We start from the raw sequence: 26278 nt of genomic DNA, 5'->3' as shown, positions 1-26278 counted from the left end.
GCACTCGAAGGGCCCCGGCCCCGCGCACTCGCTGTGCCGACGACGTGCCCGCGGGCGGCCGATCTGGTCAGGGTGACGGATCGGCCGCTCGTCGCCGGCGCACGACGACGAACGCGGTCGCACCGGCCGCCGCCGCGCTTGCCGCCGCTCCGATCCCGATACCGAGCGCGGTGCCGGCTCCCCCTGGTCCGTGATCTGTCGAGACGGCAGCCGGGCTCACCGTCGACGTGGGAGCCACGACGGCGGGCACGGGTGTCGCGGACGGCGTCGGGGTGGGATCGGCGCAGCTGACCGGGATCGATGCGGACACCGGGTCGAGCGCGGTGCCCGCGGGGTAGGTGCCGAACGCCGTCGCCCCCTCCTGCGTGAGGGTGGCGGCAGCGGCGTCGAGCACGACGGTCCCCGCGGCCGGGTCGACGGGGTGTGCGGTGAGGTCGAGCGTCGCGAACGACACGTCGAGTTCGTCGATCGCAGCACCGTCCTGGGTGGTACCGCGGACGTCGAGGTGCAGCATCGCCGAGGTCGGTCCGGTGACCTCGATCATGGGGTCGGCGATCGTCGTGTCGAGGATCCCGCCGTGCCCCGTGAAGCGCACGGACCCCGTCCACCCGACGGTGCCCGCACCGGAGACGTCGGTGGTGCCCGAGCCGCCGGACCACCCGAACGACGGCGTCGTGTAGGTGGCGCCGTCGGCCGTCGTCCAGCTCCCCTTCGCGATGGATCCGCTGATGTACGACCGGAACGACTCCTTGAAGCCCCAGGTCAGGGTGGCTTCTGCGACCGTGCAGCCCGGGGTCGTCGTCGCTGCGGACGCCGAGGACACCCCGAGGGCCGGGACGGCCGCGGCGAGCGCCACGACCGTCCCGGCCAGCCCGAGCGTCAGGGCATCACGCACTGGCGACCGCCGCCGTGTCGCGGAGGTGACGGCGCCGACGCGCGACCAGCATCGCGATGCCGAGGGCGAGGAGCACGGCGGCGACGCCGGCCGGACCGGAGACGTCGGTGCCGGTGAACGCCAACTGCGGGTCGGTGGTGCCGTCGCAGGCCGTCGCACCGCCGGTCGGCAGGCTGAACGACACGGGGTCGAGCGCGGTGCCGGCGGAGTAGAAGCCGGAGAACGCAGTCGCTCCGGTGGCGGTCAGCGTGGCGGGGACCCCCTGCCAGCTCGTGCCGCTCCGCGTGCCGCCGTCGAGGTCGAGCGTCGCGATCGCGGCCTGCGCCAGACGCACGTCCGCTCCGCCGTCGAGCGCCGTGCTCGTGACGTCCGCGACGAGGGTCGCGGTGCCCGGGCCGGAGAGCCGCACCGTCGGGTTGCTGAGGGTGACGTCCATCAGGCCGTTGTGCCCGGTGAACTCGACACCGCCCGTCCAACCCACGCGCCCGGTGGTCGCCGCGGTGTTGAGCGCACCGGTGCCACCGGACCAGGTCCAACCGCCGCCGGTCGCGCTGACCCCGTGCAGGGCGATGGCCCCCTTGGCGATCGAGCCGGTCGTGTAGTTCCGGAAGCTCTCCTTGAAGCCCCAGGTGAGGGAGGCACCAGACACCGTGTTCGCGGTGCACGTCGCGCCGGCCGCGGCGTTCGAGCCCGCTGCACCCGTGCCGGCGTCGGTGTCGCCGGCAGCGGGGACCTCGACGACCGGCGTGGTCGGGTCGGTCGTGCCGGGGTCGGCAACGGCCGCGTCGTACCCGAAGGAGACGGGGTCGATCGCCTGACCGCGGTACTGCACCCAGCCGTCGGGTCCGAGCGTGTCGGAGAAGTTCCCGGCGACGTCCGTCCAGGTGTTCTGTGCCGCGGCCACCCGGAGCAGCTGCGCGGACGTCCTGGTGGTCGGGCCCGTCCCGAGGTCCGCGACGGTGACCCGCGCCGTGTCGCCGAGCCCGGCGGTGTCCGAGGTGGAGACCGCGGCGGTCAGTGTGGAGGCACCGGAGGCGTCGGTCACGATCCACGGGTCGCGCAGGGCGATGTCGAAGCCGTGCGCCGCGCTGACGAAGTCGACGGCCCCGGAGTAGCGGATGGTCCCGATTCCCGTGGCCGGGTCGAAGTCGCCGCCCTCGGCCTGCGGGAACACGAAGCGGTCACCGGAGATCGTCGCGCCGTCGGACACCGTGGTGGTGCCGTGCGCGATGGTGGCGAGGTAGGAGCGCCACGAGCTCTTGAACCCCCAGGCGAGGTTGCCGGAGAGCGACGCGTCGCCGCCGCCGGCGCCAGGGAGGCCAGGGTCGGTGCCGGGCTGCTCGGGGTCGGGACCGGGCTGCTCGGGGTCGGTACCGGGCTCGGAGGACGCGCCGGTCCAATTGACCTCGACGGGCGACGGCGCCTTCTCCGCGTTCTTCGTCGCGGTCGCGGTGCCGTGGTAGAAGGCACGGACGGCGCTCGGGACGCGCATCACGAACGCGTTGGACCAGGCGTCGGTACGGGTCGTGTCCCACGTGCCCGCTGCGGTCGTGCCGTCGAAGGCGAGCGGAGCCGACAGTGTGCCGTCCGCGGTGAGGTCGGGCAGCGATGCACCGGCGACCCGCGCGACGACCGTCCGGACCGGGGCGTCGTCGTTGTCGGTCGACGTGCCGCTCCGGACGCCGGCGCTCCACGCACCGGTCCCGTCGGCGGCGATCGACAGGATCGGGTCGACGAGCTCGACCCACTGCCCCGCGGTGGGGAAGTACGCGGTGTAGGCGGCGACGCGGATCGCGCCGGTGAACGCGACCGTGGCGCACGAGGTGTCGACCGACGCCACACCGTTCGAGAGCACGAAGTCCTGACCGTCCACCGCGACGTCGTCGCCGGTCGCGGTCTTGGTCCACTCGCTGCTGTACGCCGACCAGTCCCACGTGGCGGAGAGGCCGTCGACCGTCGTGGCGCCGGAGCCCGTCGTGCAGGTGGTCGGCTCGGAGACGTCGACGACGCCGTAGCTCGCCGCGGCGCCGCCACGGCCGGACAGGACGCCCGAGGACGCGGCGTACGTGGTGTCGCCCGCGTACGCGGCGGAGAGCGAGTGGCCACCGGCGCCGAGCGCGCCGGTCCAGGCGGCCGTGCCGTCGGTGCCCAGCGGGACGGTGCCCAGGGTGGTGGGCGAGGCGCTGCCGGCCGGGGTGTCGGTGAAGGTGACGGATCCCGTCGGGGAAGCCGTGCCTCCCGTCACGGTCGCGGTCACGGTGGTCGGCGTGCCGGCGGTGACCGGTGCTGCCGGCCCCGCGGTCACGGTGGTGGTGCTGGTCTCGGCGCCCGGAGTCGGCGTGCTGCCGCCGTCGCCGGGCGTGTCGTCGCCGTCGCCCGGCTCCTCCGTCACCAGTTCGCGGTCGACCGTGATGGTCACGGGGTCGAGGGCGCTGCCCACCGCGCGCTGCTCCGGCGCGGTGTCGCTCGCGGATGCGAACCGTGCGAAGACCTGCGCGCCCTGGTCGGTGATCGCCGCCGGGGCCGCCGTCCAGGTCACGGTGTCGTCCGTCGAGGACCGCTGTGCCGCGCCGAGGTCGATGGTGGCGAACGTCCGCTCCGCCTTCGCCGTGGTCGGCAACGCCGGGTCGAGGTCGTGCGACGATCCCGCGGTGACGGCGGAGAGCGTCGCGGTGTCGCCGTCGATGCTGACCGTCGGGGACTCGAGGTACACGTAGTTGCCCGCGCTCACGCCGACCTGCTGTGCGCCGGTCATGTACCCGATGCGCACCGCACCGGAGAACCGCAGGGTGCCCGTCCCGGTCGCGTCGTCGTAGCCGCTGCCGTCACCGGTGGCCAGCGGCCAGCTGGCCGTCGCCCCGTCGAACGCCGCCGGAGCGGTGGCGTTCCGGTAGTTCGCGAAGATCGTGCTGTACGAGGTGTCGATGCCCCAGCTGAGCGATCCTGCCGTCGCGGGCGACTCCGCTGCCGTCGCGGGCGCTGCGCCGGTCAGCGCAGCACCTCCTGCGACGAGCGCTGCGAGTGCCATGGCGACGACGGACCGCGTTCGGGTGCGCGTCGTGATCACGGGGTCGTTGCTCCTGGTTCGTCCGCCGGCACTGCCGGCTGCTTGCCGCCGGCGGTGCAGCCGGGGCGGCCCGGCAGAGCCGGACCTGTCGGAGCTGACAGTATTAGGTTCACCTAACCAAGGCAAGCCTTACCTTAGTCAGGCAGGGCGGACGCCAGGATTCGAGAGCGCGGACCGCGTCACGGGGCGTACACCGCACGGGCCAGCGCGTCGAGCACCGCCGGCGTGCGCGGACCGAAGCTCAGGATCTGCCCGCCGGCCATGTCGACGAACCGTCGGTGCTCCCCGGCCGGGGTGAGCCCGACCGCGGGCTTCGCCTCGAGCAGCCCGTCCACACCCCCGACGGACTCCAGCCCGCCGGTCATCACGAGGTACACGTCCGCGTCTGCGGCGACGAGGGCCTCGTCCGTCATCGGGCGGGCACCGTCCCAGCCGATCTCCGCCGCGACGTCGACGCCGCCGAGGGCCGTCGCGAGCGCGTCCGCGCCGGTGCCCTCGCCGAGCAGGTAGTAGACGCCGCTCGTCCCGCGCAGGTACAGGAAGGCGATCCGGAGCGGCCGGCTCGATGCCCGATCGGCGAGTGCCGCGACGTCGCGCCCCGTCGCGGCGATCCGCTCGGCCAGCTCCGTGGCCAGTGACGCACCCGCCGCGGGCACCCCGAGGGCGGCAGCGGTCTGTCGTGCGAGCTCCGCAGCACCGTCGGGGCTCGGCTCGTTCTCGACGTAGACCACGGTGACGCCGGACTGCCGGAGCTGCTCGACGACGTCGGTCGGACCGATGGTGCCGTCCGTCAGCACGACGTCCGGTTCGAGCGACAGCACGGCCTCGGCGTTGATCGAGTGCCCGTCCTGCGTGACGACGGGGAGCTTCCGGACACTCGAGAAGGTGCTCGACACGTCACGCCCGACCAGGTGGTCGCCGAGGCCGAGCCCCACGACCGTGGCGGCGAGCGACCCGGACACGTCGAGCGCGAGCACTCGGTCGGTGTGCGTCACGGTCTGCTCCGAGTCGCCGCCGAGGTCGTGCGACGTCACCGTCGCCGGCAGCTGCGCGCCCCCGGGTTCGACGAGTGGTTCGACGTCGTCGCGCTCGAGCCGTGCGGTGCTCGGTCCGATCAGGTCGACGGCGTCGGTCCCCGGCCGGAGCGCGGAGATCGGCTGCTCGGCCGCGGCGGAGCCCGAGGCCACCGAAGTGGCCTCCCCACCACCAGAGCACCCGACCAGGGCGGCGACGAGGACGATCGGGAGTGCGACGACGAACGGACTTCTCCTCATGTGAGGTAAGGCTAGCCTTAGTTGGCGCTACACTGCGAACCGATGCTGCAGCGAACCGCCTCCGTCCCACGCACACGCGTCCGACCCGGTCGGATCACGCTCGCGACCCTCGTGCTCGTCGCCCTGCTCGTCGTCTCGGCCGTCCTGGCAGCAGCCGTCGGGCAGTACCCGGTCCCCGCCGGCGAGGTCGTGCCGGGGATCCTGCGCACCCTGCACCTCGCTCCGGCTGACCCCGCGCACCTGCTCGCCGATCGCGTCCTCACCGGCGTCCGTCTCCCCCGGGTGGCGCTCGCCGTCCTGGTCGGCGCCGCACTCGCCGCCGCGGGCACGCTCATGCAGGCGGTGTTCGCGAACCCCCTCGCCGACCCCTCCGTCGTCGGCGTGTCCTCCGGCGCCGCGCTCGGCGCCTCGTTCGGTGTCGTCTCCGGCGTCGCGACCGTCGGTACCTGGACCACCCCGGCGCTGGCGTTCTGCACCGGTCTCGCCACGACGCTCGCGGTGTACCTGCTCTCCCGCTCCGGCGGCCGGACCGAGGTCGTCACGCTCGTCCTGACCGGCATCGCGGTGAACGCGTTCGCGGGAGCGGGGATCGCGCTCATGACCTTCCTCGCCGACCAGCAGGCCCGCGAGCAGATCGTCTTCTGGCAGCTCGGCAGCGTCAACGGCGCGCTCTGGTCCGAGGTGCTCGTCGCCCTGCCCGTGATCGCGATCGGTCTCGCCGGGTCCGTCACGCTCACCCGCTCGCTCGACCTCCTCGCACTCGGCGAGCGCCCGGCGCGCCACCTCGGCGTCGACGTCGAGCGACTGCGGGTCGTCGCCATCGTGCTCGTCGCACTGCTCGTCGGCATCGGCGTGGCGTTCACGGGCATCGTCGCCTTCGTCGGGCTGGTCGTGCCGCACCTCATGCGGATGCTGATCGGTCCGGCGCACGGTCCCCTGCTGCTGACGAGCACCCTCGGCGGTGGCGCACTCGTGCTCGTGGCCGACACCGTCGCGCGCTCGCTCGTCCCGAACGCGGACCTGCCGCTCGGCCTGCTCACCTCGCTCGTCGGCGGGCCGTTCTTCTTCTGGCTGCTCAGGCGGACCCGCCGCCGGTCCGGGGGCTGGGCATGACCCCGGCCGGATCGACGATCGAAGTCGACGCGGTCACCGTCCAGCTCGGCGGACGAACCGTCCTCGGCGGGGTGTCGCTGCGGGTCGAGCCCGGTGAGCTCGTCGCGGTGATCGGACCGAACGGCGCGGGCAAGTCGACCCTGCTCGCGGCACTGTCCGGGGACGTCCCCCTGCAGGCCGGATCCGTCCGGCTCGGCGGCCTGGACGTCGCGTCGAGCCGTCCTCGCGACCTCGCGAGGCTCCGTGCCGTGATGCCCCAGGACCACACGATCGCGTTCCCCTTCCCGGCGGCGGACGTCGTCAGGATGGCCAGGGCACCGTGGGCGCGCACCCCGCACGAGGACGAGGACGACGACGCCGTCACCGCAGCACTCGCCGCAGCGGGGGTGACGCACCTCGCCGACCGCCCGATGCCGTCCCTGTCCGGCGGCGAACGGGCGCGGGTCACGTTCGCGCGGGCTCTCGCGCAGCGCACCGGCACGCTCCTGCTCGACGAGCCGACGGCGTCACTCGACATCGGACACCAGGAGGACGTGCTCACCGAGTCACGACGCCTCGCCGACGACGGGTGGACCGTCGTCGTCGTGCTGCACGACCTGACGCTCGCGGCCGCCTACGCGGACCGGATCGCACTGCTCGCCGACGGGCAACTCGTCGCCGTCGGCGAGCCCGACGAGGTCCTGACCGCGGACCGGGTCTCAGCGGTCTACGCACACCCGGTCGTCGTCGTCGCCGACCCGCTGACCGGAGCGGTCCTCGTCGTCCCGGACCGCCGTGGGCGCGTGCGCCGCTGACGGGAGGCCCGGTGCCAGCTGGCACCGGGCCTCCCGTCCGTCATGTGCCCACCGTGCGCCCACTCAGGGGTCCGGGGTGTCCCATCCCGTCGGCAACACCAGCGCTCGGCCGGCCCCGGACGACGGCCTGCGGTCTTCCCAGTGCCCGACGGAGTCGATGAACCGCCGCGGGTCAGCGGCGATCCGCTCCCCCGTCCGGCGGGCCGCCGCGAGGTCCTGCTCGCGGAGGTACTCGGTCCCGACAGCCGCTGCGGCCTCGTCCTCGTCCTTCCAGGTGACCTCGAAGTCCGGTGCGATCAGCAGGTCGAGGTGCCAGTCGACCGCGACGACACCGTGCTGGTCCACCCGCTTCTCGGATTCCAGGTTCACGTACCAGCCGGTGAACACCCCGTCGGCATCCCAGAAGTGCAGGACCTGCCAACGCTCGCGGTACGGGATCACCCGGAGCACGCTGCCGCCGCTCCACGTCCGACGGCCCGTCCCGAGCGCTTGCCGGAACCGGGCCTCCAGCGGGACCGTCCGGGGGTCGGCACCGTCGGACGTCGCCCAGTAGGCGATCTCCGACCCGACCGGCAACCACCCCACCAGCCGTTCGGGCGCGGACTCGACGAGTCGGATCGGGAAGGCCGCTTGCAGCCGACCGTCCGGGTAGCGGTACCGCAGGAGTGTCGTGCCCAGGTCCATGGACGCGAGCCTAGGAGGTCAGGTCCACGTGCGGCTCAGCGCGCGCGGTGTGCGTAGAGGTCCCGGAGCAGCGCGATCTCGGCGCCGTGGTGCAGGATCTCCTGGTTCTCCCACCACACCATGGACGGGAGCGTCTCCTCGGCGTCGCTGCCGTACGGGTAGCTGCTCAGACCGGTCCGGTCGTGATCGGACTCGTCGACCGACAGCAGCGCCCGACGCCAGGCGGCTGCGGCGTCGCGGAACTGCTCGATGGCTCCGGCAGCGTCCCCTCGTGACTCCCAGCGCGTGCGGTCGAACGTCCGGTCGCCCCCGAGGTGGCTCGCACGGCCGGCCAGGGTCTCGGAGAGGTGGTCGAGCCGCCAGGCGATCGTCGTGATCGGCGGCGGCCACGGGCTCTCGGGGGCACCGTCGCGTCCCCACTCCCCGGCGCCGATGAGCTTCACCGCACCCCGACCGGGACCGTCGGTGCGCCTGCGTACCGACCAGCACGCGTCCACCGGCTCCCAGCGGTACTCGTCGTCCGTCAGCGGCGGCACCTCGACCTCGCGGCCGTCACCCGAGTCGCTCGACGGCCCCGCCAGGCGCGTGAGGAGTCGCTCCGTCGCGAAGTCGTACTGTTCGAGCAGCGGCTCGAGACGCTGGTTCGTGGCCATGGCGTGGAGCCTACGGGTCCGCTCGCCCGGCAGGGCATGCTGGACGGCATGACGACCACGACGGAACTGCGAGCCCGCGTCCAGGACGACCTGACCCGCCTCGGCGAGCAGCACGGCGTCCCCGGCGCGGCGGTGGCGTTCTCGCTGGGGACCGATGTGGTCGAGGCGACCCACGGGGTCCTCAACACCCGGACGGGCACCCCGGTCACCCCTGACTCGCTCTTCCAGATCCAGTCCATCACGAAGGTGTTCACGGCGACGCTCGTCATGCAGCTCGTCGACGACGGGCTCGTCGAGCTCGACGAACCCGTCCGCTCGTCCCTACCGGAGTTCCGGACCGCCGACGAGGCAGCCAGCGCGAGGATCACCGTCCGGCACCTCCTGACCCACACCGGGGGCTTCGAGGGAGACCTCTGGCAGCCCACCACCTCGGGCCCCGACGCGCTCGACCGGTTCGTCCGCGACCTCGTGAGCCAGGCCGCGCAGCACAGCGCGCCGGGCGAGCGGTGGTCGTACTGCAACGCGGGCTACGGCACCCTCGGACGGCTGGTCGAGACCACGCGCGGGCTGCCGTACGAGCAGGCACTCCGGCGGTACCTGCTCGAGCCGCTGGGCATCGAGCAGGTGGCGTTCTCCGCGAGCCAGGCCCTGGCGTACAGCACCGCGATCGGCCACGTCCACCGGACGGACACCGGTCCGGACACCGTCTCGGACGCCGCCTCGGACACCGTCTCGCACACCGACGAGCTCGGACCGTCCCGCGAGTGGGCCCTCATGCCGCCGTCGAACCCGGCCGCCGGCAACCAGCTCGCCATGTCCGCGCGGGGCCTCCTCGCCCTGGGGCAGCTCTTCCTGTCCCACGGGGTGACCCCGACCGGTCAGCGGCTGCTCTCGGAGACCTCGGTCGCGATGATGCTCCGTCCCGAGGTGCCACTCCGGGGTGTCGGCTCCGTGCCGTCGTACCAGTCGCTGGGCTGGGCCCTGCTCCGGCCGGGCATCGCCGAGCACGGCGGCGGAGCCCCCGGTGTGGCCACCCAGCTGGCCATCGCACCCGACCGGTCGGTGGCCGCCGCCGTCGTCACCAACGCGGACGTCGGCGGGCGGCTCGCCCGTGACCTGCTGGACCCGTTGTTCGCCGAGTTCGCCGACATCGCTCCGGCAACGACAGCGCCCGTGCCGAGCCCCGCACGCCGCGTCACCGACGCGACGCCGTACACCGGTCGCTACGCCACCAGGCAGACCGAGTCCGAGGTCACCCACGATGCAGACGGACGGCTCTGGCTCGCCGAGGAACCGGTGCGCGAGGGCGCTGCCATGTACCGCACGGCCGGGGCGTCGCCGACTGCCACGAGGAACGAGCTCCGCCCGATCGAGCGGGACACCTTCGGGATCATCGGCGCCGACGGCACGCTCAGCGGCACGGTCGACTTCGTCGACCCCGACCGCCACGGCCGGTTCCGGCTCCTCGCCAAGGGTCGGGTGGCCGAGCGGCGGTCCTGAACGCGGCCCGGCACCGCATCCGGACAGGAGGCTCGGGTCGCGCCTGGCAGGCTGGTCCGGTGCACACCACCCTGGACTCCACGACCGACGTCGTCACCGACATCCGCTTCCCCGAGGGGAACCGCTGGCACGACGGTCGGCTCTGGTACTCGGACATGCACACCGGCGAGGTCTTCTCGATCGATCCGGCATCGGACGCCGGCCCGCGTCTCGAGACCACGGTCGACGGGCAGTCCTCGGGGCTCGGGTGGCTCGCCGACGGTCGCCTGATCGTCAGCTCGATGGAGTCGCGCACCGTCGTGGCGGTCGCAGCTGACGGAGCCACGTCGGTGTTCGCCGACCTGTCCGGGGTCGAGTCGTCGCTCCTCAACGACCTGGTCGTCGACACCGTGACCGGACGGACCTACATCGGCGCCTTCGGCTACGACCTGTACGGCGGCGAGGAGCTCCGCCCCGGACCGCTCTACGTCATCGACCAGGACGGCTCCTCCCGCCTCGCCGCCGACGGCCTGGTGTTCCCGAACAGCGCGAACGTGCTCCCCGGCACCCGGACACTCGTCGTCAGCGAGACCTGGGGTGGCCGCCTCACCGCGTTCGACATCGAGCAGGACGGGTCGCTGACCGGGCGACGGGAGTGGGCGGCGCTGCCGGACGGCGTGACGCCCGACGGCAGCACCGTCGACAGCGAGGGTGCGATCTGGGTCTGCTCGGTCGACACCGGCGAGTTCCTCCGCGTCGTCGAGGGCGGCGAGGTCACGGACCGCATCGACGCTCCGGGCCGGCGCGCGATCGACTGCGCGCTCGGCGGCCCGGACGGCCGGACGCTCTACCTGGCGACGGCGGACAGCTACGACCCGGCGACGACGGCGCAGACCCGTGCCGGGCGCATCAGCGCGGTGCGGGTGGCGGTCCCCGGCGCCTGACCCCGGCGCGAGGCGTCGCGCCAGCGCGAACGCCGGCGCGAACGCCGGCGGGGGCTAGACCGGGGCCAACGGCGTCCGCTCGCCGACCGGCAGCTCGACCCGCACGGTGTCGCCCGCGCGCACCGTGCCCCCGGCGACCACGACCCCCATCACCCCGCCCTTGCGCTCGACCGAACCGTCCTGCGCACGCCCGAGGACCGCGCGCAGCAGCCCGGGCTCGAACCCGTTGATCTGCTGGCACGGGTTCCGCAAGCCCGTGACCCGGACACACGCATCGGCCCCGATGTGCAGCAACGCCCCCGTCGGCAGGCCGAGCAGGTCGATGCCACGGGTCGTGATGTTCTCGCCCATCTGTCCCGGAGCGACGTCGAACCCGGCGTCCGCCACCTCGTCGAACAGCTCGGCGTGCAGCAGGTGCACCTGCCGCAGGTTCGGTTGGGAGGGGTCGCGGGCAACGCGGGACCGGTGCTGGACGGTCGTTCCGGCGTGGGCGTCACCGTCGATGCCCCACCCCTCGATGAGGACGACGTGGTCCACCACCGGCTTGCTGAAGCGATGGGTACCGTCCGTGCTGACCGCGACGACGTGGGGCTGGTCCTCCGAGTTCGTGCTCACGGCACCAGCGTCGCCGAACGGCCGCGTCCGGACCAGCATCGGCACGGACACGACCCGCACGGATCACGCCAACGGGCTCGCGATCGGCGAAACGTTGCGCGCGCCGGTCGACAAGCCGCGCGGACGATGTCGAACGCGCACGATTCCGCCGGAAATGGGCAAGATTCCGTCCGCCGCTTTTCCCTAGGCTCATGGCAAGCACGTACCCGCCGCACCGCAGCGGCCGACCCGATGACGGGAGGTTCGACATGTCGCAGTTCGTCCAGAGGTTCACGCAGGACGCCATCGTCGGAGAGCCCGAGGTCGTCGAGGACCGCCTGGACGTGCGCGATGTCGCCGAACTCCCCGCGTGGCGGCGTCTGAAGGACGCCGTCGAGTCGTTCCGTGCGTTGCAGACGGAGAACGGCTCGATACCGGACCGATCGGCCCACCCGGCCGCGTCCGCACACATGGCCACGATCCTCCCGGCCGTTGCCGAACTGGCACCGCACTTTCCGCACGATGCGGCGTACCTCGCTGCGTTGCAGCGCGATTTCGCGCAGTGGGAAGCGCAGGGATTCGGTGTTCCCGACTTCCTCGATTCGCTGAACGCCTTCCAGCCGCAACAGCACCGTGTCGACGGACTCGGCCACCTCGTGGTGTTCCCGATGGTCACGCAGAACGGCAGTTCCTCGCGCCTGGTCGAGGCCGTCCTGGTCGAGGTCATCTGGCCGGAGTTCATCGCGGACCTCGAAGCCGGCGACTACGGCAACACGCTGTTCGTCGCACTGCGCTTCGTCGATTTCACCCCGGGCTACGACACGAACTCCGCGGTGCTGTTCCCCGAGACCGTCGCGATGCGGGAGATCCCGGCATTCACATGGGGTGCGATCTTCCAGGACCGCGAAGCCGCTCGGTACCGCAGGGTGGTCCGCGCCGCAGCCGAGATCACCAAGCTCGAACTCCCGGACGAAGCCGCGGCGATGCTCGACGATCAAGAACTCACGGAGCGGGTCTTCGTGATGTGGGACATCATCCACGACCGCTCCCACATGCGCGGCGATCTGCCGTTCGACCCGTTCATGATCAAGCAGCGGATGCCGTTCTTCCTCTACTCGCTGGAAGAGCTGCGCTGTGACCTCACCGCATTCCGCGAGTCGGTGCGCCTGGAGCGCGAACTGTCGGCGAGACCGGACGAGGAACTGTCGGACGCGGATCAGGCAATTCGGGACCATGCCCGCCTGGTGCAGTACGCCGTCGTCTTCGACCGCATCTTCCGCTTCGCCATCACCGGCAGCCGCGTCCGGAACTACGACGGGCTCGGGGGTCAGCTGCTCTTCGCGTGGATGCACCAGCACGACGTCCTGCACTGGACGGACACGCAACTCACCATCGACTGGGCGGAGGTGCCGGACGTGATCATCGCACTCAGCGACCAGATCAACGAGCTGTACCGACGCTCGATCGACCGGCCGAAATCGGCGCACTGGCTCGCCGCGTACGAGATGCTGACCCGCACGCTCACCCCGCACCCGGCTTCGAGATGGGCCCGTGGCCTCCCGGAGGAAACGCTCGCCGGAATGCCGAAGGGATACACCGACGCGGTGCTGGACGACGAGTTCCCGCTCTCGATGTTCTACGAGGCGCTCAACAAGAAGATGGCTGCGGTCATCGCGTCGACGGCCGGCATCACCGGCATCTCGTCCCCGGACGATTCCGCTCCCGCAGAGGAAGCCGCCGCGTGACCGACGGTGTGGCCAGCCGCCTGGTGCTGATCGCGGGAGCGACCAGCGCCAGCGGCGCGGCGGTCGCGCGGGCACTCACCGCCGCCGGTGCGGCCGTCGTCGCGGTCGGCACCAGATCCGACGCACTGGAGGCCCTGCACGCGTCCGTCCCGGGCGTCACCACCCACGCGTGCGACCTCTCGGACCTCGGCGCGGTCACCGCGCTGGCGTCCGCCGTCCACACGCAGGGCCGCCTCGACGGACTGATCCACCTGGTCGGCGGCTGGCGCGGCGGCGGCGGCCTCGCCGGCCAGTCCGACGAGGACTGGGACTTCTTCGACCGCGGCTTCCGCACCCTCCGGAACACGACCAGGGTCTTCCACGACGACCTCGTCGCGTCCCCGGCCGGGCGGCTCGCGATCGTCTCGTCCACCGCGGTCGACTCCCCCACTGCGGGCGGCGCGAACTACGCCGCCGCGAAGGCTGCCGCCGACGCCTGGGTCCGTGCCGTGGCCCAGGGGTTCCGGAAGGACGCGCCGTCCTCCGCCGCGGCCGCGATCTTCGTCGTCCGCGCACTCGCCGGCCTGGAGGAACGGCTCGGCGACGAGGTCGTCCGGCTGTGGTCGGCCTCGCCCGCCGACGTGAACGGCGCCCGCCTCCCCCTCTCCCTGTCGACCCGCTCCCTGCCGACCCGCTCCCTAGGATGAATCAGTGACTCTCCAGCTCCACGACCTCGACCTTCGGGGCTTCGCCTCCGACAACTACGCCGGCGTCCACCCCGAGATCCTCGACGCGATCGCCGCGGCCAACCAGGGCCACCAGATCGCCTACGGCGAGGACGTCTACACGGCGCGACTCAACGAGGTCATCCACGAACACTTCGGGACCCAGGCCCAGGCGTTCCCGGTGTTCAACGGCACCGGCGCGAACGTCGTCGGGCTGCAGTCGATGCTGCCGCGGTGGGGCGCCGTCGTGTGCACCTCGACCGCGCACATCCACACCGACGAGGCCGGGGCCCCCGAGCGTGTCGGCGGCCTGAAGCTGCTCACCGTCGACGCGCCGGACGGCAAGCTCACGCCCGACCTGATCGACAAGGAGGCGTGGGGTTGGGGCGACGAGCACCGCGCCCAGCCGCTCGTCGTGTCGATCACCCAGACCACCGAGCTCGGCACGGCGTACACCGTGGAGGAGATCCGGGCGATCGCGGACCACATCCACCCGCTCGGCATGACGCTGCACATGGACGGCGCCCGCATCTCGAACGCTGCCGCGACGCTCGGGCTCCCGCTCCGCGACTTCACCACCGACGCCGGCGTCGACGTGCTGAGCTTCGGCGGGACGAAGAACGGCATGCTCTACGGCGAAGCGATCGTCGTGCTGAACCCCGCCGCGTCGGAGGGCCTGCACTACCTCCGCAAGATGAACATGCAACTCTCGTCGAAGATGCGGTTCGTGTCAGCGCAGCTCATCGCGCTGCTGACCGACGACCTCTACCTCCGTTCCGCTTCGCACGCGAACGCCATGGCGCAGCGGCTCCGCGGCGCGCTCGAGGCCGGGATCGCCGACGGCAGCATCCAGGGCGTCGCGTTCAGCCAGGAGACCCAGGCGAACGGGGTGTTCGCGACGCTGCCCGCCGGGGTGGCCGATCGGCTGCGGGAACACTTCCGGTTCTACGACTGGGACGCATCGCGGAACGAGGTGCGGTGGATGTGCTCGTTCGACACCTCGGAGCAGGACATCGACGCGTTCGTGGCGGCGTTGGCGCGGGAGCTCGTCCCGGCCTGACCCAACGTATGATCTCGTGTGATCTCCGAGCACCCCGTACCCAGTGGCATCGCCGCCGAGGACCTGATCGTCACGCTCCGCGTCCTCGAGCAGATGACCGAGATCGAGGAGACGCACCCCGACTTCGTGCGCGTTCGCCAGGCGACGGCGAAGATGTTCAAGGCCGTGAAGCGGGCACACCGGCTCGAGAAGCGAGCGGTCATCGCCGAGGCCGACCGCCTGGTGATCGCCGCCACCGCGACCGGCGCGGCGGATCGCATCGACGACGAGACCCGCGGCGTCCCGATCAGCAGCTCCACAGCTGCCTCCACCGCCGGCACCCTGCTGAAGTCACGCCCGTGCTACATGTGCAAACAGCACTACACGGTCGTCGACGCGTTCTACCACCAGCTCTGCCCCTCGTGCGCTGCGATGAGCCACGCCAAGCGTGACGCCCGGACCGACCTGACGGGCAAGCGGGCGCTGCTCACCGGCGGTCGCGCGAAGATCGGCATGTACATCGCGCTCCGACTGCTGCGCGACGGCGCCCACACCACCATCACGACGCGCTTCCCCCGGGACGCGGTGCGCCGGTTCACGAGCCTGCCCGACTCCGCGGACTGGATCTCGCGCCTCAAGGTGGTCGGCATCGACCTGCGCGACCCCGCACAGGTCATCGGCCTCGCCGAGGACGTCGCCGCGGCCGGCCCCCTCGACATCCTGATCAACAACGCCACCCAGACCGTGCGCCGGTCCCCCGGCGCGTACCAGCCCCTCGTCGACGCCGAACTCGCGCCGCTCCCCGACGGGCCGCTCCCCGAGCTCGTGACCTTCGGACACACGAACGACCAGCACCCGCAGGCACTCGCCCGCTCGGTCACGGCGCACCCCATCCTCGCGGCCGCTGCCGCACGCGCCGACGAACTCACCGAGCAGGCCATGGCCCCTGGTTCGAGCTCGCTCGAACGGCTCGCGATGGGCACCGCGATCGATGCCGGTGGCCTCGTGCCCGACCTGGACGACGTGAACTCCTGGACGCAGCACGTCAACGAGGTCGACCCCCTCGAGATGCTCGAGGTCCAGCTGGCCAACACCACGGCGCCGTTCATCCTGATCTCGAAGCTCCGCCCAGCGATGGCGGCGAGCGCCGCGCCCCGCACCTACGTCGTGAACGTGAGCGCCATGGAGGGCGTCTTCGGTCGGGCCTACAAGGGACCGGGGCACCCCCACACGAACATGGCGAAGGCGGCGGTCAACATGCTCACGCGCACGAGCGCGCAGGAGATGTTCGAGACCGACCGCATCCTGATGACGAGCGTCGACACCGGGTGGATCACCGACGAGCGACCCCACCCGACGAAGGTCCGCCTGGCGGAGGAGGGCTTCCATGCGCCGCTCGACCTCGTCGACGGGGCCGCCCGGGTCTACGACCCGATCGTGCGCGGCGAAGCGGGCGACGACCTGTTCGGCGTCTTCATGAAGGACTACAAGCCCAGCTCGTGGTGAGCAGCGGTCGCGAGCGAGACGCGGTCGCGCCGAAGCAGCGATGTCCTCACCCGAGCGGCTCGACGCCGTACCCGCTGACCACTGCCCGCAGCTCTTCGAGGTACGTCTGCGCCTGCACGGTGAGCGGGACCGAAGCGTGGGCGATCCACCCGATCTCGATGCGCTCGTCGACGTCGAGGGGGATGGCGACGATCTCAGGGTCGAGGTCGTCGCTGATGAGCCCGGTCGAGATCGTGTACCCGCCGAGGCCGATCATGAGGTTGAAGATCGTCGCCCGGTCCGAGACGCGGATCTCCCGCTTGCTGGACATCGTCGACAGGATCTCCTCGGACAGGTAGAAGGAGTTGTTCGCGCCCTGGTCGAAGGTCAGCCGAGGCAGGTCCGCGAGGTCGGCGAGGGTCGCCCGCTTCCGTGACGCGAGCGGGTTCCGCCGGGCCACGAAGATGTGCGGCTCCGCGACGAACAGCGGTGTGAACATGACCCCGGCGTCCCGCAGCAGCTTCCCGAGGACCTGCCGGTTGAAGTCGTTGCGGTAGAGGATGCCGACCTCGCTCCGCAGCGTGCGCACGTCCTCGATGATGTCCCACGTGCGCGTCTCACGGAGCGAGAACTCGTACTCGTCCGCCGCCGCTCCTTCGACCATCCGGACGAATGCCTCCACCGCGAACGAGTAGTGCTGCGCGGACACCCCGAGCAGACGACGCGACGGCTGCCCTCCGACGTACCGCTGCTCGAGGAGGGAGACCTGCTCGACCACCTGTCGGGCGTACCCGAGGAACTCGACACCGTCGACGGTGAGGACGACACCCCGCGCCGAACGCACGAAGAGCGCCCGGCCGATCCGAGCCTCCAGGTCCTTCATCGCTGCGGACAGCGTCGGCTGCGCGACGTACAGGAGATCGGCGGCCGCGCTGATCGAGCCCTCTGTCGCGACCTCGATGAAGTAGCGGAGCTGCTGCAGGGTGATGTCGTTCGAGACGCGGGCCATAGGCGGAGGCTATACCAGCGCATAGCGTCTGGGGATTACCCGATGGCCCCTGATTCCCGGCATCATCGAGGTACCCCCTTCCCCAGTGCTCACGGGCGCTCGACGTACGGATTGCCGACCATGGCGAACGACCTCACCTTCAGCATCACCAGGACCCGCTTCGACGAGGACTACTCGCCCGCGGACAGCTCCCGGCTGACCACGAACTTCGCCAACCTGGCGCGCGGCGAGCACCGTCAGCAGAACCTCCGCAGCGCGCTCGCCATGATCGACCGTCGCTGCAACGACCTGGCGGTGGGCAATCCGGACGGCGACCGCTACCGCACCGAGCTCGACATCGTCTCGGTCACGGCGCACTTCGTCGACGGAAGCGAGGACGGTGAGTTCCCCCTGCTCGAGACGCTCGACGTCGCGATCCTCGATCAGCACACCGGGGAACGCCACCAGGGCATCCTGGGCAACAACTTCTCGTCGTACCTCCGCGACTACGACTTCGCGGTCCTGCTGCCGTCGCTCGACAAGAGCGCCGGCCTCCCTTCCGACTTCGGGCACCTGCACGGGCAGCTCTTCCAGCGCTTCCTGGAGTCGGACGCCTTCCGCTCGAACTTCGACCTGGAGCCCGTCGTCTGCATCAGCGTCTCGACGAGCCAGACCTACCGGCAGTCCGAGTACGTCCACCCGGTCCTCGGCGCCGAGTACCTGCACGAGCACTCCTCGCTCACCGACGACTACTTCGGTCGGATGGGGATGCAGGTGCGTTACTTCATGCCTGCCGGCGGGAAGGCGCCTCTGGCGTTCTACACGCGCGGCGACCTGGTCAGCGACTACTCGGACCTGGCGCTCATCGGCACGATCAGCACCATGGAGACCTTCCAGCGGATCTACCGGCCGGAGATCTACAACGCGAACACGGCCGCGCCGAGCACCTATCGCCCGAGCCTTGCGCACACCGACTACTCCACGCCCGATGTCTCCTACGACCGCGAGGAACGGAGCCGCCTCGCGATCACCCAGGGCCGCTACACCGAGGAGCACCTCGTGAAGCCGCACCGGGCACTGCTCGAGCGGTGGGCCGCCGCCGGCGCCGCCGTCCCTTCGCTCTGACCGACACCCCACTCGACAGGAATCCCATCCGCATGAGCACTCTCCTGCCCACTTCGATCGTCGGCAGCCTGCCGAAACCGTCCTGGCTCGCCGAGCCCGAGAAGCTCTGGTCCCCCTGGCAGCTGGAAGGCGCAGCGCTCACCGAGGGCAAGCAGGACGCACTCCGGGCGGCCGTCCACGAGCAGGAGCGGCACGGCATCGACATCGTCAGCGACGGCGAGCAGACCCGCCAGCACTTCGTCACGACGTTCATCGAGCACCTGGACGGCGTCGACCTCGAGCGCAAGGAAACCGTCCGGATCCGTGACCGGTACGACGCGGCCGTCCCCACCGTCGTCGGTGCCGTGAGCCGCCGGGCGCCGGTGTTCGTGGAGGACGCTGCATTCCTCCGCGCGCAGACCGACCGCCCGATCAAGTGGGCGCTCCCCGGCCCGATGACGATGATCGACACCCTCTCCGACCAGCACTACAAGAGCCGCGAGAAGCTGGCGTGGGAGTTCGCCACGATCCTGAACCAGGAGGCACGCGAACTCGAAGCCGCCGGCGTCGACATCATCCAGTTCGACGAGCCCGCCTTCACCGTCTTCCACGACGAGGTGCAGGACTGGGGCGTGGCCGCGCTCGAACGTGCTGCGGAGGGCCTCCGCGCCGAGACCGCTGTGCACATCTGTTACGGCTACGGCATCGAGGCGAACAACAACTGGAAGGCAACGCTCGGGGCGGAGTGGCGCCAGTACGAGCAGTCGTTCCCGCTGCTGCAGCAGTCGTCGATCGACATCGTCTCGCTGGAGTGCATCCACTCCCACGTGCCGCTCGAGCTCGTCGAGCTCATCCGCGGGAAGAAGGTCATGCTCGGGGCGATCGACGTCGCGACCGAGACCGTGGAGACGCCCGAGGAGGTCGCCGAGGTGCTGCGTCGGGCCCTCGAGTTCGTCGACGCGGACAAGCTCATCCCCAGCTCCAACTGCGGCATGGCTCCGCTGGCGCGGGGTGCTGCGCTGGACAAGCTCGGCGCGCTGTCCGCCGGGGCGGACATCGTGCGGGCAGAGCTCGTCGGCGCCGCAGTCCCGTCGGCACACTGACCACTGCGAGACACCACGGCGGCTCTCTTCCGGAAGGAGTAGAGCCGCCGTTCGCGTTGCGTCCGCCCCGTGCGCGGCTCTCGATCCGGCCTGGAGGCGCGGCTTCTGTCCGGCCGACAGGTCGCGTTGGTACTGGTGTCACCTCCACCGCCCCGCTCGTGCCGCACCTCCTGCTGGATGAGCGCCGTGGCGATCTTGCCTGCCGAGTGCGGTGCCTTCGCGAGCGTGTGGACCGCGGCGGTGACTCCTCACGCGTTGGCGATGACCGCGCCTGCCGCCCGCACCACGCCGTTGATCCAGACCGATGCGCCTTCCCGCTGCCAGCTCACCGTGCGGGAGTGCCCAGCGCCGGGCTCGAGCGCCCAGTCGGCGTAGCGGCAAAGATCGGCACGGGTCGGCGAACAGGCGGTTGCGCATCATTGCCGGAAGCCGAGGCAATCCCGAGGTGTGGTGGATGAGATCACCAACAGTCATCTCGGCATCGGGGACGCTGGGGAGGTAGTGCGCGACCGGCCGCTCGATCTCGAGTGCGAGCCAGGCCGTCGTCCCCACGAGTCCCTTTCGTGGTGCTCCCCCACTCGAGCATCGAAGCGGTGGCGTACGGCCCGCGGGGGTCGCGGGGGTCGCGGACAGTTCGCCAGCCGTGGGCCGTACGAAGACCTGCGCGCCAGCGCCCGGAGCTCTCAAGCGGACTCCGCACCGCGCCCCTCCCTCTGCGAACGGGCCAGAACCCCACCCTCGAAGCACTGCTCGCGATCGCCGGCAGCTTCCCCAAGTCATCATCGGTCGTCTTCTGCATCGGCACCCCAGTCGTCGTGATCGGGGCCGGCCTCGGCGCCAAGTTCGTCCAGAAGACACGGAGGAGCCAGCGCACTCACCAGCGCTGACCTGGCGCCTGGACAGACCGGGGCCCGGCAGCACTCGAATACGCAGCGCTGCGTCATCTGGTCAGACTGGAGGCGCGGTGCCAGCTGGCACCGTGCAACAAGATCCAAGTCGCGTCGGCTCTTCCCGATGCCGACGCGACGGATAGTGCGATGCCGAGAGGCGCGGTCACCAACCGATGCGACGAGCACATGAGTGCGTTCTGGCGCGTTCACACCACGCTTGCTCGCGTCCCGAGGAAGCGCCGGTCCTTCGACACGGTGTCCGGTCACCGATGGGTCACCGGGCACCCTTGACCACGCGCAAGGGCCTAAGTGCTCCGCCATCAAGGTTCCCGGCGGTCAGGTGCCCGTTGACGGGGATCTTGATGCTGAGCGCCGTGATAGCCACGCACACGATGCGTGATCATGCGGCGGCGTCCCGTCGGCGCCGCTAACTGTGGTGTCCAGCGGGGATTGGAGATGTGGATGCGCTGGCAACTGCAATCTGGTGCGATTTACGCAAGACGGGGACGCGGACGGGACTTACCGTTCGGTGCGCACGATCGCGGGCGGGGTCCAGCGCCCGTCGAGGACCTCGTCACCTGGCTCGTACATGCGCAGGACCGGACGGAATCGTCCCGCGGGGCTCGGCAACCAGTTCGCATCGGGCGACTCGGGCTGCTGGTGCGCGATGGTGATCGTGAGTGCACCGTCGGCGTCTTGGGTGACGTCCGGCGTGCGGTCGCCGATCGAGTAGCGGTTGATGGGGTTCGCGACGAGGAAGAAGTCCGGCACTCCGTACATCGTGAGTGACCAGAACGCGCCCACCGGTGGTGGTGGTGCGAGGCGGAAGGTGTACTCGTGCGTGCCGTCGAGCTGGTCGCCGTGATCGTCGACGAACGTCATCACGTAGGCCGCTTCGTAGGCGTGGTTACCCCACAACCCGCCGAGCGCCGCACCGGCACGCTCGGCGTAGCGAAGGGTCGGATCCTCGATGCGGAACCGCTCGTCGTCGAGTGCGCCGACCTCGAAGAAGTCGAGGTTGTAGTCGAACACGTGCAGCGTCATCTTCCAGCCGTTCACCTGCGGGCTGGAGCCGGACTCGAGGATCTGCCGCAGTCGGGCCGAGGCCCCCTCGAGTGCGGACGTCAGGGCCGCCACGGCGTCGTCGGGCAAACCAACGTACGGCGACGCCGGCGAATTCACGCCGAGCCCCGCGAAGGACCGTTGCACTGCGGCGTCACGCGGCGCCGGCGGGAACTGCTGCGACCAGACGCGGAAGCGCTCGAGGAACGCCAGCGCGTCCGACACCTCCGGGTCGGGAACGGCCAGCCCGTGCGGTGCAGCATCAGGCGTGCGGGGAGTCAACGTCGTCGCGTCTTGGAGCGCGTGCACCGCCGGGAGGTCGGTGTCGCCGTCGACTGCCCACCGTCCGACGATGGAGGCAACCGTGGTCGGGAACCTGATGACCGTGTCGTCATCGTCAGGTTCGCCGTCCCAGTCCGGTGGCACGAGCAGGTAGTCGCCTGCGGCGGTGCCGGTGGCGCGGTGTCCGACGTAGGCGAAGTTGTTCGTCCAGGCATCGACGAACTGCAGCACGTAGTACCGCCCCGCCGTGTCGGGCACGTGCAACGCCACCGGCCCGCTGCTGAGGTCCACCTGAGCCATCGAGTAGAGCGTGTCGTTGTTGATCGTCACGAAGGTGTCATCGGGGCCGGCAAGGGTGCGTCCGTGACTGAAGGTGTTGAACGCAGCGGCCGGTACTGCGCCGATGCCGTCCGTCGTGAACCGCAGCACCTGGAGCAGGTTGAACACCAGCGGGAACCCGTAGATGTACGCGTTCGTGACGAGCTGCACGTCGATGTCGCCTGTCAGGGGATCGTTCGATTCGGCCATGCCGCTGAGTCCATCCGCCGAGCCCGCCGAGGTCGCCACCCGAAACAGGTGGTCTTCCGTGCGGCGGCCGCGCCGCTGGTCACAGGGAGCGCGGTGCAGATCACCACTCTCCTTGGGTCGCCGGCCAACGCAGAAGGCGGGGGCGAAGCTCGCCTTTAGAAGCCCCACCCCCCTCGGCACGGCACCTGACCACCACCGTGACAGCGCAAGCGACAGTAGGCGGGCAGCGTGTCAAGCGCGGCGACTGTCCGTCGTCCCTCTCGTGAGAATCGAGCCAGCGCATACCGTCCCGGTAGCCGGTCGGCTACCGAACGCCGCCCGGTCGCTCGTGGGTGTCCCGTAAGCCGATCCTCAACCGGGCGGTCTTTCCAACCTGAGATGGGTAGCCCACATGTCAGCATGAAATCGCGCGATGATGGGCACGTGCGTCGCGTCACCGTCGTTATATTCGGAGTGGTCCTGGCCGTCGTCGTCGCCGGGCTGGTCGTCGTGAACGTTCCCGGGCGCTCCGGTCCGCATGCGCCGCTGCCGTCGTCCGGGGCCTCCGCCCGCATGGTCGCACGGGCGTTCCTCGACGCCGCGGTCCGTCGGGACTGTCAAGGCATGCGGGCGCTCTCGGCCCCGGACGACACGGAATGGTGCCCGGCCAGTCTCTGGACGCAGTGGGCTGGCGAGGGAGACCCGACGATGTACTCCTGGACGACGCTGCGTGGCGCCTCGGGCCGCTCAGATCCGGAGCAGTGCTTCGAGTGCGACATGCAGGAGTCAGGACTCGTCGGAATGGATTCCGGCCGCAATAGCTGGGGGCTGTGCCTGCGTCACCACTTCGGCGGCTGGCGGGTGTCGAGCGAGGGAGTCGGCTGACAGGCGGGGAGTCCTTGCCGGGCGCCAAGCTTTACGTTCCGATAGCCGATCGGCAACCGGACACCGTATGTCGACGTTCCGCGTGCTGGTGGTCCTACGCTGGCCGTGTGGACGAGTGGTGGGATCTGGTTGACGCGGCCGGGGCACCGACGGGTGAGACGGTCCGTCGCGGTGGCGCAGGTTGGCCCGGTGGGGCATTCCATTTGGTGGTCACGGTGTGCGTCTACCGAGTCGACGGAACTGTCCTTCTCACGCAGCGGGCTCCGACGAAAGAGTTCGCCTTCGGATGGGAGTTCCCCGGTGGGAGCGCTCTCGCAGGCGAGGCAGGTCCTGCAGCAGCGTGCCGAGAGCTGCTTGAGGAGGCCAACGTCACAGTCGAGCCCCAGGCTCTATGCCACGTCGGCCGATTCACCGAGAACAAGGCGCTCGTAGACCTCTTCGTCGTGCAGGAGCCCAGTGGGTCACAGGTGCGAGCAGATCCGGCTGAGGTGATGGATTGGCGCTGGGTCTCCATGTCGGAGGTCATCGCGCTTTGCCAGAGTGGGGTGATGGCGGACCCTTGGGGGCCGCGGCTGGATGCGCTGTGGCCAGCGGCGGTCGCGTCGATCCTCGCTGCCGACGACCAACGGAACAACACGCCTCGCTGACCGATCCTCTAGCGGCAGTGGAGGATTCGTCGGGTAACTGCGGCTAGCGCTTCATCCGGCAGGATCGGCTGCTCCGTCACGAACGGGAGCGGGTCCCATCCGAGGTACCACTCGCGCATCTGATCCGGGCTGACCTCGGACGCCAGCGATCGTCCCGCATGCCGTCGCAGGGTCTCCTCAAACGAGAGGTTGAAGGCGTAGAAGCGAGCGTCGGTTGATGTGCTCGATATGCGTTGCAGCATCGTCGCGTAGCGGTCGGACTGGAAGATCCCTTCCAGGACGACGTCCTGGCCAGCCGAGAGGCAATGATTCACTGCGACCTCGAGAAGCGCCGCGTGCTCCATGCAGTCAGCGTGACCGGCGTCCTGACGCTCCTTGTATATCGTCCGCCGGAAGTGGTCTTGTCCAAGCACCGCGGTGGGCCAGCCCAGCTCCTGTTGCAGCTGCGCCGCCAGGGTCGACTTGCCAGAGCCAGAGGCGCCGCGGATCACGATGAGCACGACACAAAGGTTAGGACTTCGTCGGCTATCGGCGCCGGCTCGGCTGTCGATCGATCAGCGGTGAGCGAGGCTGAACGCGTCCCGTTAGCCGGTCGGCTACCGAACGCCGCCCGGTCGCTCGTGGGTGTCCCGTAAGCCGATCGGCTAACGGACGCGGTCAGTCGTACTCTCCGATGGAGTGTCGGAGGCGATCAATCTGCGCCTCGAGGGCTTCGTAGCACTCCTGGTCGGTTGGGGCGTGTCTCAGATCGCGAGCGAGGTCGCTGCGGAACCTGTCGGTCATGTGCCGCACGAGTGGGCTAGCGGCGCGGGGATGATCGACCTCGCCGAGGAAGGCAGCTGCGAGGTTCGCGAGGACGCCGATCATGATGCGACGGTCAGCGAAGGTGACAAGCTCGGGATGATCCATGACGGCCTGCCTACCCTGATCCGGCAGTGTGGGTTGAACCCGATTTCGCCCGCAAGCCGATCGGCCCGCGAGACGCCCAGTTGTCCTCGCGTGGTATCGAGGACGCCTGACTGATTCGCCGCACCGATAGGGTCACTCCATGATCCGGTTGCAGAACGTCACCTACCTCGTGCGGGACCTGGATGATGCGATCCGGTTCTTCTCGACGGGCCTCGGCTTCACCGTCCGCCAAGACGAGACCTTCGTAGGCGGGTGGCGTCGGGTGGTGGTCGGGCCGGCCAAGGGCGGCACGGGGTTCGTTCTGGCTGTCTCTGATGTAGACACGGTCGGATACCAGGCAGGAGGTGACGTCGCTTTCTTCCTTGAAACGGACGACTTCACGGCAGCCTACGACCGCCTCGTGGCTGCTGGCGCTCGGTTCCGCGAACCACCCCGCCGAGAGCCATACGGTACCGTCGCCGTCTTCGAGGACCCGACCTGCATGCCCTGGGACCTCATTGAGCCACCGACGACGGCACCGGTCGAATAAGTCCTCGGAGCTTGAGGAGCTCGACCGGCTTTCGGACGAGCTGGGACTGTCGCTCAACATTCGCGACTGAAGCGAACCTTCCGCTACGGCGACCGCAGCGTGCGGTCCCTGGGCGGGAGTCCGCGCTCCCCACTTCAACACCCGTGCCGATCAACGTGTTCGGATCTCAGGCAACACAGGCACGAGGTCGTGCACGTCTCGAATGCCGATCGGCTGTCGGATTCGAGCCTCAACCGAGTGGGACCTCCATGGTTATCACGCGCTTTGCAGGGGAGAGCGACACTTCCTGTCGCACTGTCGTCTGCACGGTGATCGCGGTGTCCGCGACTCGGCGTGAGGCAGTTGGGAACCATGATCGACCAGACGTGACCAATATCAGGAGACCGTCGACGTCTCCCACGGCAGCGAAGTCCTGCGCGGGTTCGTTTCCGTACGGATGGATCCCCGCTGCCTCGAGCGCGTGAACTGCGTTTGGAACGTCGGGAACGGCTACCCCAAGCTCACTCACACAGACAAGGTCGGCCGCGGTGAAGGAGTGCACGGGGCCATGGCTCAGCGCGCGACGTTCGATCAGCTCAAGGACCTGCTCGTCGGGACCATTGAAGTACAGCGACCGCGAATTCCACGAGGCAGGGCCCTCGAACTCGGTCTGCTCATCCACGGACAGCAACGAGGTCCGCTCTTCGATCCACTGCCGAGCATGGTCAAACGTTCCGGTTGGAATCGTGAAGGCGAGGTGGTGCGCGCCGTCGAACTCGCCTTCGAGAAACACAATGCGACTTCGTCCGATGGTTACGGTCACGCGCGAGGTTTCCCCCTGCACGGCGAAGCCGGCGCGGGCGTAGAACTCGGAAACTTCAGACACTGAGCGTACGGGTAACAGGGCTTCGTTGATCTGCATG

General features: G+C 70.2%; 24 protein-coding genes. 13 read left to right on the top strand and 11 right to left on the bottom strand.

What is annotated here, in order from left to right; translation table 11 throughout:
* Window positions 1-67: 67 nt before the first annotated feature.
* The 3 genes from EDF24_RS06190 to EDF24_RS06180 all read right to left on the bottom strand — a co-directional run bounded on the left by EDF24_RS06190 (window position 68) and on the right by EDF24_RS06180 (window position 5236).
* Window positions 68-895: an HtaA domain-containing protein gene (locus EDF24_RS06190; protein ID WP_185021582.1), complete on the bottom strand. Its 828-nt coding sequence runs from the start codon at window positions 893-895 to the stop codon at window positions 68-70.
* Complete coding sequence (locus EDF24_RS06185) at window positions 888-3962, bottom strand: HtaA domain-containing protein (protein WP_123701583.1); 3075 nt, start codon at window positions 3960-3962, stop codon at window positions 888-890. Before EDF24_RS06185 ends, EDF24_RS06190 begins: the two co-directional genes overlap by 8 nt.
* Before the next feature lie 179 nt (window positions 3963-4141).
* On the bottom strand, window positions 4142-5236 hold the full coding sequence (locus EDF24_RS06180) for a hemin ABC transporter substrate-binding protein (RefSeq protein WP_123701581.1): 1095 nt from the start codon (window positions 5234-5236) through the stop codon (window positions 4142-4144).
* Window positions 5237-5278: 42 nt separating this feature from the next.
* Here EDF24_RS06180 and EDF24_RS06175 point away from each other — a divergent pair, with 42 nt between their 5' ends.
* Both EDF24_RS06175 and EDF24_RS06170 read left to right on the top strand, forming a co-directional pair.
* Window positions 5279-6349, top strand: a complete 1071-nt coding sequence (locus EDF24_RS06175) for an iron ABC transporter permease (protein ID WP_123701579.1) — start codon at window positions 5279-5281, stop codon at window positions 6347-6349.
* The gene (locus tag EDF24_RS06170; protein WP_123701577.1) at window positions 6346-7143 is read left to right on the top strand and encodes a heme ABC transporter ATP-binding protein; all 798 of its coding nucleotides are present in this window, start codon (window positions 6346-6348) and stop codon (window positions 7141-7143) included. The genes EDF24_RS06175 and EDF24_RS06170 overlap by 4 nt, the downstream gene beginning before the upstream one ends.
* 63 nt (window positions 7144-7206) lie before the next feature.
* Here EDF24_RS06170 and EDF24_RS06165 read toward each other — a convergent pair whose 3' ends face one another.
* Window positions 7207-7827, bottom strand: coding sequence for a DUF402 domain-containing protein (locus tag EDF24_RS06165; protein ID WP_123701574.1), 621 nt, complete (start codon window positions 7825-7827; stop codon window positions 7207-7209).
* 35 nt (window positions 7828-7862) lie between these two features.
* Window positions 7863-8480, bottom strand: a complete 618-nt coding sequence (locus EDF24_RS06160; protein ID WP_123701572.1) for a DinB family protein — start codon at window positions 8478-8480, stop codon at window positions 7863-7865.
* Between the two features lie 48 nt (window positions 8481-8528).
* Between EDF24_RS06160 and EDF24_RS06155 the strand changes: the two genes are divergently transcribed.
* Both EDF24_RS06155 and EDF24_RS06150 read left to right on the top strand, forming a co-directional pair.
* On the top strand, window positions 8529-9980 hold the full coding sequence (locus tag EDF24_RS06155; protein WP_185021581.1) for a serine hydrolase: 1452 nt from the start codon (window positions 8529-8531) through the stop codon (window positions 9978-9980).
* Between the two features lie 59 nt (window positions 9981-10039).
* Window positions 10040-10903, top strand: a complete 864-nt coding sequence (locus EDF24_RS06150) for an SMP-30/gluconolactonase/LRE family protein (RefSeq protein ID WP_185021580.1) — start codon at window positions 10040-10042, stop codon at window positions 10901-10903.
* 54 nt (window positions 10904-10957) lie between these two features.
* Here EDF24_RS06150 and EDF24_RS06145 read toward each other — a convergent pair whose 3' ends face one another.
* Window positions 10958-11518, bottom strand: a complete 561-nt coding sequence (locus EDF24_RS06145) for an MOSC domain-containing protein (protein WP_260233369.1) — start codon at window positions 11516-11518, stop codon at window positions 10958-10960.
* A gap of 248 nt (window positions 11519-11766) precedes the next feature.
* Here EDF24_RS06145 and EDF24_RS06140 point away from each other — a divergent pair, with 248 nt between their 5' ends.
* Genes EDF24_RS06140 through EDF24_RS06125 form a run of 4 tightly spaced genes read left to right on the top strand, consistent with a single transcriptional unit; the run spans window position 11767 to window position 16491 of the window.
* On the top strand, window positions 11767-13242 hold the full coding sequence (locus EDF24_RS06140; RefSeq protein WP_123701566.1) for a DUF6421 family protein: 1476 nt from the start codon (window positions 11767-11769) through the stop codon (window positions 13240-13242).
* On the top strand, window positions 13239-13928 hold the full coding sequence (locus tag EDF24_RS06135) for an SDR family NAD(P)-dependent oxidoreductase (RefSeq protein WP_123701564.1): 690 nt from the start codon (window positions 13239-13241) through the stop codon (window positions 13926-13928). Before EDF24_RS06140 ends, EDF24_RS06135 begins: the two co-directional genes overlap by 4 nt.
* A gap of 4 nt (window positions 13929-13932) precedes the next feature.
* Window positions 13933-15006: a low specificity L-threonine aldolase gene (locus EDF24_RS06130; RefSeq protein ID WP_123701562.1), complete on the top strand. Its 1074-nt coding sequence runs from the start codon at window positions 13933-13935 to the stop codon at window positions 15004-15006.
* Window positions 15007-15024: 18 nt separating this feature from the next.
* Window positions 15025-16491 carry an SDR family NAD(P)-dependent oxidoreductase gene (locus tag EDF24_RS06125; protein ID WP_123701560.1) on the top strand — a complete coding sequence of 489 codons (1467 nt, stop codon included), beginning with the start codon at window positions 15025-15027 and terminating at the stop codon, window positions 16489-16491.
* A 46-nt stretch (window positions 16492-16537) separates the two neighbouring features.
* On the opposite strand, the gene EDF24_RS06120 is transcribed toward EDF24_RS06125, so the two are convergent.
* Window positions 16538-17479: a LysR family transcriptional regulator gene (locus EDF24_RS06120; protein WP_123701558.1), complete on the bottom strand. Its 942-nt coding sequence runs from the start codon at window positions 17477-17479 to the stop codon at window positions 16538-16540.
* 120 nt (window positions 17480-17599) lie between these two features.
* Between EDF24_RS06120 and EDF24_RS06115 the strand changes: the two genes are divergently transcribed.
* Window positions 17600-18583 (top strand): putative oxygenase MesX, encoded by a 984-nt coding sequence (locus EDF24_RS06115; RefSeq protein WP_123701556.1) that lies wholly within the window; start codon window positions 17600-17602, stop codon window positions 18581-18583.
* A 32-nt stretch (window positions 18584-18615) separates the two neighbouring features.
* The gene (locus EDF24_RS06110; protein ID WP_123701554.1) at window positions 18616-19665 is read left to right on the top strand and encodes a methionine synthase; all 1050 of its coding nucleotides are present in this window, start codon (window positions 18616-18618) and stop codon (window positions 19663-19665) included.
* A gap of 1409 nt (window positions 19666-21074) precedes the next feature.
* Here the strand turns inward: EDF24_RS06110 and EDF24_RS06100 are convergent.
* Window positions 21075-22427 carry a DUF1254 domain-containing protein gene (locus tag EDF24_RS06100; RefSeq protein WP_123701549.1) on the bottom strand — a complete coding sequence of 451 codons (1353 nt, stop codon included), beginning with the start codon at window positions 22425-22427 and terminating at the stop codon, window positions 21075-21077.
* Window positions 22428-22850: 423 nt separating this feature from the next.
* Between EDF24_RS06100 and EDF24_RS06095 the strand changes: the two genes are divergently transcribed.
* Window positions 22851-23291 carry a hypothetical protein gene (locus tag EDF24_RS06095; RefSeq protein ID WP_123701548.1) on the top strand — a complete coding sequence of 147 codons (441 nt, stop codon included), beginning with the start codon at window positions 22851-22853 and terminating at the stop codon, window positions 23289-23291.
* Window positions 23237-23938, top strand: coding sequence for an NUDIX domain-containing protein (locus EDF24_RS19660; RefSeq protein WP_395867500.1), 702 nt, complete (start codon window positions 23237-23239; stop codon window positions 23936-23938). Before EDF24_RS06095 ends, EDF24_RS19660 begins: the two co-directional genes overlap by 55 nt.
* A gap of 8 nt (window positions 23939-23946) precedes the next feature.
* Here EDF24_RS19660 and EDF24_RS06085 read toward each other — a convergent pair whose 3' ends face one another.
* Together EDF24_RS06085 and EDF24_RS06080 are read right to left on the bottom strand one after the other, a co-directional pair.
* Window positions 23947-24438, bottom strand: a complete 492-nt coding sequence (locus EDF24_RS06085) for an AAA family ATPase (protein ID WP_185021577.1) — start codon at window positions 24436-24438, stop codon at window positions 23947-23949.
* 157 nt (window positions 24439-24595) lie between these two features.
* Complete coding sequence (locus tag EDF24_RS06080) at window positions 24596-24847, bottom strand: hypothetical protein (protein WP_123701542.1); 252 nt, start codon at window positions 24845-24847, stop codon at window positions 24596-24598.
* A gap of 139 nt (window positions 24848-24986) precedes the next feature.
* Here EDF24_RS06080 and EDF24_RS06075 point away from each other — a divergent pair, with 139 nt between their 5' ends.
* Complete coding sequence (locus EDF24_RS06075; RefSeq protein ID WP_123701540.1) at window positions 24987-25376, top strand: VOC family protein; 390 nt, start codon at window positions 24987-24989, stop codon at window positions 25374-25376.
* 229 nt (window positions 25377-25605) lie between these two features.
* Here the strand turns inward: EDF24_RS06075 and EDF24_RS06070 are convergent, their stop codons facing one another.
* Complete coding sequence (locus tag EDF24_RS06070) at window positions 25606-26277, bottom strand: hypothetical protein (protein ID WP_123701538.1); 672 nt, start codon at window positions 26275-26277, stop codon at window positions 25606-25608.
* Window position 26278: the final 1 nt, after the last annotated feature.

The sequence above is a fragment of the Curtobacterium sp. PhB130 genome, assembly GCF_003755165.1.
Classification (GTDB): Bacteria; Actinomycetota; Actinomycetes; order Actinomycetales; family Microbacteriaceae; genus Curtobacterium.
Note: the sequence above shows the minus strand (reverse complement) of the source record. Positions and strands in the feature narration are given on the sequence as shown.